The organism is Kitasatospora sp. NPDC001664 (assembly GCF_053596675.1).
Genome location: NZ_JBSFGS010000071.1, coordinates 1 through 8,929, shown reverse-complemented (window position 1 = coordinate 8,929; position 8,929 = coordinate 1). Strand labels below are relative to the sequence as shown.

Sequence of the window (8,929 nt, the reverse complement as noted above, 5' to 3'; positions counted from 1 at the left end):
CCAACAAACGGGTGTCGATGCGCTCTGCGGCCATCACGCCCCATCTCCTCCGATGCCCGCACCACGCGGACACATCGCAGGCACTTCGGCGCACCGCTCCGGCCGGCTTGCTCCGTCGGCCGCGATTCACCCCTGGGAGCCAACGCGTGGCGCGGCGTTGACGACCGGAGCCGCACGCACCGGGACCGGCGGCCCTCACTCCCGCCCGTTCGACACGTACCTCCGGTCGCCGCCGAGTTCGACGTAGAGCTCCGCCCAGCGCCGGTCCTCGGCGGTGGGCGCCGCACCGTCGCAGAACGGCTTGGTGCCGTTGGCGGTGTAGTAGCGCATCATCTCCAGGACCGCGCGCGGCTCCGCTCCCTGCCCGGAGGTGTACCGGGGGCCGGGGCGTTCGGCCTGGTGCGCGAGGCACGTCGGGGCGGGGACGGCCGGCCCCGCGTCGAAGCTTCCGTCGGCTGCGGAGGTGCAGGCGGCGGCCAGGGGCGCGAGCAGCAGGGCCAGGCCCAGGGCGGTGGCGGTGCGGGTGGTCACGGTGGTCCGGTCTCCGTTCGTGGTGGTGGTCACAGGGCCGAGGGCAGGCTGCGGACGACGAGCCCGATCCCCACGGCCAGCACGAGGAGCGTGGTCAGGAGGCCGCTGTACGGGGCGATTTGACGGAGCGCCCGGGCCGCCGTGCCCTCCTGCACCGCCCGCAGCCGGTCACCGACCTTGACCAGCAGCAGGCCGACGGCGGTGAGGGTCGCGGCCATGCCCAGGCCGTAGGCGACGACCAGCGCCGCCCCGAAGAGGGTCCGGCCGAGCGCGACCGCACCGAGCAGCACCACCAGCGCGGAGGGGCTGGGGACGAGGCCACCGGCGATCCCGAGCCCGATCAGCCGCCCGCGTGAGGGGGCGTCAGGGCCGTGGTGGTGCCCGCCGAACCAGCCGTGGTGATGGTGTCCGTGGTCGTGGTCGTGGTCGTGCCCGTGCCCGTCGTGATGCCCGTGGTCGTGGTCAAGGTCGTGATCGTGGTCGTGCCCGTGCCCGTGCCCATCGTGATGCCTGTGGTCGTGGTCATGGTCGTGCGGGTGCGGGTGCTCATGCAGGTGCCCGTGGCCGCCGCCGTCGGCCGCCGCCGCGTGGACGAGTTCCCTGCGCGGCTGCTCCAGGGCCTGGAGCTGATCCCCGTGCCGAGCACGGGAGTTGGGCAGGCGTCGGACGGCATCCCGCAGCAGGCTCACGCCGACCACGGTGACCAGGAGCCCGCTGAGCACCCCGAGCCACCCGAGCAGCACGTCCCCGGCCAGCGAGGAGAAGGCCGTCAGGCACAACCCGACGACCAGCACCCCGGCCGTGTGGGTCGCGGTGACGGTGGCCCCGACGGTGACGGCGTCCCGGGTGCGCCCGTGCCGCCCGGCCAGGTAGGCCGCCATCACGGTCTTCCCGTGACCGGGCAGGAGGGCGTGTCCGGCCCCCAGCAGCAGGGACAGCAGGACGGCCAGCAGACCGAGCGGGACGGTCAGCCGCTCGGCGGCCCCGAGTGCGGCGAGCCTGCCGTCGAAGCGGGCCAGCCAGGCGGCCGGGCCGGTGGTCGGTGCCGCCCCCGCCACTGCTCCGGCCTCCCCGCCGGCCCCGGGCCGGGCCCGGAACCGGGCGTGCGTCACCCCGCTCGGACTTCCGAGCAACTCCCGCGGGTAGTCCCGCAGTTCTCCGGAGATCGAGCCGGCCGGCACGTCCGAGTCCGTCACGACGGCGCCCTCGCCCCGCACCACGATCTCGTTCCAGCCCACCCGCGTGGCATCGATCCCGCTGGCCACGTGCACGCCCGCACCGCCTTCCGGCAGCCGGAGTCCGGCCCGCAGCCGGCACTCCAACCGGCCGCTGCGCAGACCGGCCGCGCCGTCCTGGTAGTCGAACCGTGCGGAGCCGGTGGTCCACCGCAGCGGCGCGGCATCGGCGTCACTGGTCACCCGCAGGCGCTCGGCGACCCGGGTGCACTGCTCGGCGGCCCAGGCGGCGCGCTCCCCCTCGTCCACCGTGCCGTTCCCGTCGCGGTCCACCCGTGGCTGCTCCTGGAGGGTGGGGATCTCGGCGGCGTCGACGACGGCGAGGAGGTCGAGACGGTCCGGGTGGACCGTGAACCCGAGGTAGTGGTTGACGGAGAAGTTGCCCAGGGGATGGGCCTCGGCGGCGGGAGCGGCCGGGCCGGTCAGCAGCAGGGCGCCCGCCGCCACCGCCACGGTCCGGGAAAGAGGTCGTGGGACTCGCACGCTGGTCCTCCGGTGGGTCTCTGACGCCGGGTGCTCGATCCCGGTCCGGTTCGGGGCGGGCCGGCACGGGCCCGCGCTCACATTCGTGGCAGAGGGCCCGCAGATGGCCGCCACCACCCCAACGGAGCCGGAGGATCACCTGCGCGGCGCAGGAAACGGGCGGACATGCCGATGCATCGCACGCCTGCCCGACCGGGCGGCAGCGGCTCGGGCTGCGCGGACGCGCCGACGGTCCCCCGACGGGGCCGTACGGGTGGCTCCGGTGCTCCGTCCGAGTGGCCCGGCCAAGCCGTGGTCCGCGCACGACCGAAGGCGCCACGGGACGCGGTCCACAGTTCGGACCGACCGGGTTCGCCCCGGATCCCCGGTTCCGCGCACCCACGGCCCGGAGCCGACGTTCCGTCAACCGATCGAGAAACGGACCCACATGAGCGTCAAGCGCCAACGTGCCAGCACCAGCTCCGCCGCCCGCTCCGCGGCGGTGCTGACCGCCATGGGCCTCGCGCTGGCAAGCACCGCCCTCCTGGGCACCGGTGCCGGCGTCAGCACCGCCTCCAGCCACCGCGAGGCCCCGCTGATCGCCGCCGACCCGCAGGTCGACAACACCGACCTCTACGCGTTCACCAGCCCGGACAGCCCGGACACCGTCACGCTGATCGCCAACTGGCTCCCGTTCCAGGAGCCCAACGGCGGCCCGAACTTCTACCCCTGGGCCGACGGCGCGCACTACGACATCAACATCGACTCCCAGGGCACCGGCAAGCCCGACGTCACCTACCGCTGGACCTTCCACACCGAGGACGCGCGCGGCACCAACACGTTCCTCTACAACAACGGGCCGGTGAACAACCTCACCGACCCGACCCTGCTCTTCCGGCAGTACTACACCCTCCAGGAGCTCCGCCCGGACTGCGACCCGGTCACCCTGGTCGACCGCGGCCAGGTCGCCCCCTCCCACACCGGCCGGGCCTCCATGCCGAACTACGGCATGCTCCGCGACCAGGCCACCGTGCAACTCCCCGGTGGTGGACAGACGGTGGCCACCCAGGCGGCCGACCCGTTCTTCCTCGACCTGCGGGTCTTCGACCTGCTCTACGGCGGCAACCTCTCCGAGGTCGGCCAGAACACCCTCGCCGGGTACAACGTCAACTCGGTCGCACTCCAGATCCCCAAGAGCCGCCTCGCCTACAAGGGCGACGCCACCCGCAACCCGGTGATCGGCGTCTGGTCCAGCACCGAGAAGCAGACCCTCAAGCTGAGCCCCGGCAAGGCCGACCCGGTCGGCAAGTTCGTCCAGGTCTCGCGCCTGGGCAACCCCCTGGTCAACGAGGTCGTCCTCCCCTCCGGCCTCAAGGACGCCTTCAACTCCCTTCCCCCGTCCGAGGACCACAACCAGCCCGCCGTCGTCGCCCGGGTCCTCGAACCCGAGGTGCCGAAGCTGGTCCAGGCGATCTACGGGCTTCCGGCCCCGGCCACCCCGCGGACCGACCTCCAGGAGATCTTCCTCACCGGCATCGCCAAGGCCGCCAACGGCCCGCTCGCGGTCGACCTCAACTCCCAGCTCATGAACCAGGACATCGACCCCGGCAAGTTCGTGCCCGCCGAGGAGCTGCGCCTGAACATGTCCACCCCGGTCACCCCGAACCCCGACCGCCTCGGCGTCCTCAACGGCGACTTCCAGGGCTTCCCCAACGGCCGCCGCCTGGGTGACGACGTGGTCGACATCGCCCTCCAGGTGGTCGAGGGCGCCACCCCGGGCAACTTCGTCGCGGCCCTGGCCGCGGGCGACAAGGTGAACTCCACCGACAAGCCCTTCGGCGCCACCTTCCCGTACCTGGCGCTGCCCTACGACAAGGCCGTCAACCAGGCCAACTGACCCACCGGCGGTGCGGTCGGCCCCACCCGACCACCGGCCGACCGCACCGCCGCCTCCGTACCTCCGTACCTTCCTCTTCCCCCTTGCCCCTTCCCCGAGAGGCTCACGTGCGCCGACTGCCGCTCCTCCTCACCACCCTCGCGCTCGCCGCCGGCCTCACCGCCCTCGGCACCGTCGACCGACCTCCCGGCGGCCGGGCCGGAAGCGGCACCGGAGTGCGCCCACCCGCGGCCGCTCCCTCCCCCACCGATCCGCTGGGCCGCGCCATCGCCGCCGACCAGCAGCGCCTGCGCGCCCTGCCGGAAGACGCAGGCACCTGGGCCAGGTTGGGATCCGAGTACGTCGAACAGGCCCGGCTCACCGCCGACTCCGCGTACTACCCCCGGGCCGACGAGGCCCTGCGCCGCTCGCTCTCCCTCGCTCCGCAGGCCAACGCCGCCGCCCTCACCGGGCTGGGCGCCCTGGCCAACGCCCGCCACCTCTTCGACCAGGCCCGCGACCACGCCGAACGGGCGATCGCCGCCGACCCCGCCCACTGGCCCGCCTACGCCGTCCTCGCCGACGCCCGCACCCAGCTGGGCGACGACCTCGGCGCCACCGAAGCCGTCCAGCAGCTCCTCGACCGCAGGCCCGGCACCGCGTCCTTCACCCGGGCCGCCTACGACCTCGAACAGCACGGTCGCACGGAGGACGCCCGGGCCGCCCTCGGTCAGGCCCTGGCCTCCGCCCACGCTCCCGCCGACCGTGCCTTCTGCCACCACCAGATCGCCGAACTCGACTGGAACGCCGGACAGTTCGACCGATCCCTGACCGGCTACCGGGACGCGCTCACCGCCGACCCCTCCTACACCCCGGCACTGGCCGGCCAGGCCCGCGCCGAGGCCGCCCTCGGCCGGACCGACGACGCCGTCCGCGACTACACCACCGCCATCGCCCGAGTCCCCCTTCCCCAGTACCTGCTCGAACTCGGCGAACTGCACGAGTCACTCGGCCACCGCGACCAGGCCCAGCAGCAGTACCGGGTACTCACCGCCGAACAGCGGCTGGCCGCCGCCAACGGCGTCAACGACGACCTCTCCCTCGGCCAGTACGAGGCCGACCACGCCGATCCCGCCGAGGCCGTCCGCCTGCTCCGCGCCGAATGGGGCCGCCGCCGGCACGCGCTGGTCGCCGACGCGCTCGCCTGGGCACTGCACCGCACCGGCGCCGACACCGAGGCCCTCGAACTGGCGGAGACCAGCACCCGACTCGGCTGGAAGAACGCCCTGTTCGACTTCCACCTCGGCGAGATCGAGCTCTCCCTCGGCCACACCCCCCAGGCCCGCACCCACCTCACCCGGGCCCTCGCCACCAACCCCGCCTTCCACCCCCTCCACGCCACAACCGCCCGAACCGACCTCGCCTCCCTGCCCGACTGACCACTGCCCCGCCCCTCCCCGCCCCGGCTGCACGAGGAGGGCAGCCGGCTCACACCAGCGTGGGCGCGAAGTAGTCGCGCAGGCGGGCGATCTTCCCGTCCCGGAGACGGAACACCTGTACCAGCGAGACGGTCTCCTCCTCGCCGTCCTCCCCGTCGAAGGCGGTGTCGATCTCCGCGATGAAGACGTCCGGGTCGGCGGTGAGGTGCAGCACGTACCCCGACTTCTCGAGGTTCGGAGTCTTCGGGCCGCCCACCGGTCGCGCGTAGTACTCCGCCAGCGCCGTCCGGATGGCCTCCCGCCCCACTGTCCGACGCGGGAACGCCGAGCCCTCCGCCAGCAGCGGAGCCTCCAACACCCCGTCCTCCGTGAAGAGTTCGGACAGGGAATCGGCATCGCGCGTCATCGCACCGGCGTACACGTAGCGCTGGAAGACTTCCTGCGGCGTTGCGGACACGGCGGGCTCCTCGTCTCGTACGGTTCGTACCGGCAAGGCCCCAGCCAACCACACTCAGGCCCCCGCCACCGGGTACCCCTTCCAGAGCGCGACGTGATCGGTGAGCGGTTCGCACGGCGCGTACTCGCGGTCGCGCTCCAGGCTCAGCACCGTGCCGTCCGCGAACAGGACCACGTGCAGCCCGGCCTCCGGTGTGAGCCAGACGTCCGCCGCGCTCCGGAACTGCTGCCCGGTCAACCGGAGGACGACGACCGCGTGCCCCTCCCTGAAGACGAGCACCACGTCCGCCCCGGGCCCGGGGATCACCGCCAGCTCGCCGGCCACCGCCCAGAACTCCTCGAACGGCACCACCCGCTGCGGATCCCGCTCCGACATCACCACGGGCGCCGCAACCGCCCGCGCCGCTTCGACCACCACCGGCCCGAGCTCCTCCAGCCCCTCCGGCTCGTCCTTCTGCACCGCGCCCAGCAGGCGGAACGGGGTGTCGAAGTGCTTCGCCCACCACTCCGCCAGGCCCTCGACCGTCCGCAGCCGCTCGTGTTCGCGCTGCATCGCGGCCATCCTCGCCTTCACCGCCGCGCGGTCGATCCCCGGCTTCCGCCCTTCCACCGCTCCGCCCACCTCCTCGATCGCTCCACGGACCGCCATTCTCACCCGGCCCTGGCCCCGATCCCTGCCTTCGCCTCCGTCACGCGGGTACTGTGGTCCCATGACGCTGCGTCAACTGGACCCGCTGCTGCTCGACGCCGACCTCGCGGACTGGCTGGAAGCCACCGCCGCCAAGGCCGGCCTCAGCACGGCCGAGTACCTGACCGGCCTCGTCGCAGCCGACCGCCACCACGGCGACGCCCTGGACCGCGCGCACCGCCTGGCCTCCCCGGCCTACCGCAGCTGGGTCGACGCCGGACGCCCGACCGCCGACGGCCTCACCCCCGACGAGGTCTTCGGTCCCTGACCTCCCCGCCTCACTACTCTCGGCCGACCCGCGGAGCGGCTCCCGCAGCGCGTCGGCCGGCAGGCTCCCGCGCAACCAGCTTCCTCCGCGTCGCCCCGGAGCGCACGCGGCAGCCCGGGACGGCCCTCCGCCGGTCCGTGGCCGGGTGAAGGGCTGCTCCCGGACCGGCCGTTCAGGTCTCCGAGACCGCATTCGAGATCCGAGGCGGCGGCCATTCCGCAGCGCCGAGCCCCCCACCCCCGCCCGGCCACTCCGCGCCGTCAGCCCCACCCCCGGCAATCCGGTCCGCCACCCACCGCTCGTGCCGCTCCACCTGGGAATTCCCGCCCATGAACCGTCCCCGAACTGCCATGCTGTCCGGGCACCGCCGTCGCACCCACCGCGCACCCGCCTGAGGAGCCGTCATGTTCCGCAGCTCTGCCCCGCCCCCGCTCCCCGAGCTGCCCAACTGGCCCTCACTGCTGCGGGAGTTCGGCTGCCCGGCCGCCGCCCTAGCCCGCCCCCGCCCCACCTGGTTCCACCGGGCCGACGCCTCCGGCACGAACGGCGTCACGCACCAGCTCAGCCTGGACTACTACGAGGACCACACCGTCCTGGCCCGCGTCACCACCCACCGCGTCCCCCCGCCCCACCTCCGCGTTCCCCTCACCCCCGACCCGACCGCCCTCCTCCTCGACTTCCTCGCCACCACCTCCCCCTCCGAGGTCCTCGCCCCGACCACGGGCACCGGTTGGCTCTTCGTCGACGGCAGCGCGGTGGAGGGCCGCCGCCTCACCCACGGCGACCACGTCCTCACCATCGCCACCATCGCCGCCGAGACGGTGGCCGTCGCCAGCACCGCCGCCCTCCACGACGAAGCCGTCCACCTCACCCTCCACACCCCACCGCTCCACAACTGACCGGCGTCCCGCACGCGTCCGGGCGTTCGTGCCCGTGCAGTTCGTCGAAGAACCGACCGGGGAGTGGACCGCCGTCGGACACGACACCGCGCGGGATCTCGCCGATGGCGCCGACCAACGCCCGGCACCCGCCTCACACCAGCGCCGCGCCGCCGTCCACCGCGAGCGTGGCGCCGGTGACGTAGCCGTTGCCCATCGCGAAGAGGTAGGCCGCCGCGGCCTCCTCCGCGGTGCCGACCCGTCGCGTGAGCAGCCCGGACCCGGCGCCCCGGAGGAAGGCCTCCGGGTCCGGCACGCTGCCGTCCCACAGCTCGGTGCGGATCACCCCGGGCTGGACCACGTTGACGCGCAGCGGGGCGAGTTCGACGGCGAGGGCGCGGGTCAGGGCCTCGACGCCACCCGTGATGCCGGCCGCGAGCGCGGTCCCCGGCAGGGGGCGGACGGCCAGGACGCCGGAGCTGAAGGTGATCGAGCCGCCCTCGCGCAGCCTCGGTGCGGCGTACTTGGCGGAGAGGAACGCGCCCCAGAACCGCCGTTCAAAGACCGCCTTGGCCTCCTGCGGGGCGGTGTCGGCCACGGGCTTGATCAGCAGTGACTCGCCCGCGGTGTAGACGAGGTGGTCCAACTCCCCCACCCGCTCGAAGAACCCGGCGATGGCATCGCCGTCCGCGACGTCCAGGCGGTGCCCTTCGGCCGCCCCGCCCAGGCGCTCCACCGCCGCGTCCACCCGGCTCCGGCTGCTGGAGGCGACCACGACCTCCGCACCGGCCGCCGCGGCCTGCCGGGCCACCGCGAGGCCGATGCCGGAGGTTCCGCCGATGATCACGATCTTCTTGCCGGCCAGGGACACGGGTGCACTCCTTCGTCGATGCGGCGCCGGGGTTCGGCGACCGCCGTGGAACGAACGTATGCCCGCACTGCCGAGACGCTGAATGCCCTCAGGTCTTGATTCCCTGTCAGAACGTCTCGCCGTCGAGGCACTAGTGTCCTGAGTCCTTGATCCGTCGGATGTATCCGGCGAGGGATTCGAGGATCTGGTCAGCGGGTTTGGTCCAGACGTAGGGCCGGGGGTCGG

9 protein-coding genes are annotated in these 8,929 nt (G+C 73.5%); 4 read left to right on the top strand and 5 right to left on the bottom strand.

Annotated features, from left to right (window positions below):
* Nucleotides 1-195: 195 nt before the first annotated feature.
* Entirely contained in the window at nt 196-564 is a 369-nt protein-coding gene (locus tag ACWCYY_RS40400) for a hypothetical protein (protein ID WP_449798930.1), read from the bottom strand.
* Nucleotides 561-2,249, bottom strand: coding sequence for a nickel/cobalt transporter (locus ACWCYY_RS40395; RefSeq protein WP_449798929.1), 1,689 nt, complete (start codon nt 2,247-2,249; stop codon nt 561-563). Before ACWCYY_RS40395 ends, ACWCYY_RS40400 begins: the two co-directional genes overlap by 4 nt.
* Before the next feature lie 427 nt (nt 2,250-2,676).
* Here ACWCYY_RS40395 and ACWCYY_RS40390 point away from each other — a divergent pair, with 427 nt between their 5' ends.
* Nucleotides 2,677-4,125, top strand: a complete 1,449-nt coding sequence (locus ACWCYY_RS40390) for a DUF4331 domain-containing protein (protein WP_449798928.1) — start codon at nt 2,677-2,679, stop codon at nt 4,123-4,125.
* Between the two features lie 107 nt (nt 4,126-4,232).
* Complete coding sequence (locus ACWCYY_RS40385) at nt 4,233-5,543, top strand: tetratricopeptide repeat protein (RefSeq protein ID WP_449798927.1); 1,311 nt, start codon at nt 4,233-4,235, stop codon at nt 5,541-5,543.
* Nucleotides 5,544-5,592: 49 nt separating this feature from the next.
* Here ACWCYY_RS40385 and ACWCYY_RS40380 read toward each other — a convergent pair whose 3' ends face one another.
* On the bottom strand, nt 5,593-6,000 hold the full coding sequence (locus ACWCYY_RS40380) for a nuclear transport factor 2 family protein (RefSeq protein WP_449798926.1): 408 nt from the start codon (nt 5,998-6,000) through the stop codon (nt 5,593-5,595).
* 54 nt (nt 6,001-6,054) lie between these two features.
* Complete coding sequence (locus ACWCYY_RS40375; protein ID WP_449798925.1) at nt 6,055-6,648, bottom strand: hypothetical protein; 594 nt, start codon at nt 6,646-6,648, stop codon at nt 6,055-6,057.
* Between the two features lie 61 nt (nt 6,649-6,709).
* Here ACWCYY_RS40375 and ACWCYY_RS40370 point away from each other — a divergent pair, with 61 nt between their 5' ends.
* Nucleotides 6,710-6,955: a hypothetical protein gene (locus tag ACWCYY_RS40370; RefSeq protein WP_345287853.1), complete on the top strand. Its 246-nt coding sequence runs from the start codon at nt 6,710-6,712 to the stop codon at nt 6,953-6,955.
* Between the two features lie 404 nt (nt 6,956-7,359).
* Nucleotides 7,360-7,854 (top strand): hypothetical protein, encoded by a 495-nt coding sequence (locus tag ACWCYY_RS40365; protein ID WP_380149699.1) that lies wholly within the window; start codon nt 7,360-7,362, stop codon nt 7,852-7,854.
* A 133-nt stretch (nt 7,855-7,987) separates the two neighbouring features.
* Here the strand turns inward: ACWCYY_RS40365 and ACWCYY_RS40360 are convergent, their stop codons facing one another.
* Complete coding sequence (locus ACWCYY_RS40360; RefSeq protein WP_449798924.1) at nt 7,988-8,704, bottom strand: SDR family oxidoreductase; 717 nt, start codon at nt 8,702-8,704, stop codon at nt 7,988-7,990.
* Between the last annotated feature and the right edge of the window lie 225 nt (nt 8,705-8,929).

Coding starts and splice junctions, on each gene's coding strand:
- ACWCYY_RS40390 (WP_449798928.1), top strand. CDS start 2,677: ATGAGCGTCAAGCGCCAACGTGCCAGCACCAGCTCCGCCGCCCGCTCC.
- ACWCYY_RS40365 (WP_380149699.1), top strand. CDS start 7,360: ATGTTCCGCAGCTCTGCCCCGCCCCCGCTCCCCGAGCTGCCCAACTGG.
- ACWCYY_RS40375 (WP_449798925.1), bottom strand. CDS start 6,648: ATGGCGGTCCGTGGAGCGATCGAGGAGGTGGGCGGAGCGGTGGAAGGG.
- ACWCYY_RS40370 (WP_345287853.1), top strand. CDS start 6,710: ATGACGCTGCGTCAACTGGACCCGCTGCTGCTCGACGCCGACCTCGCG.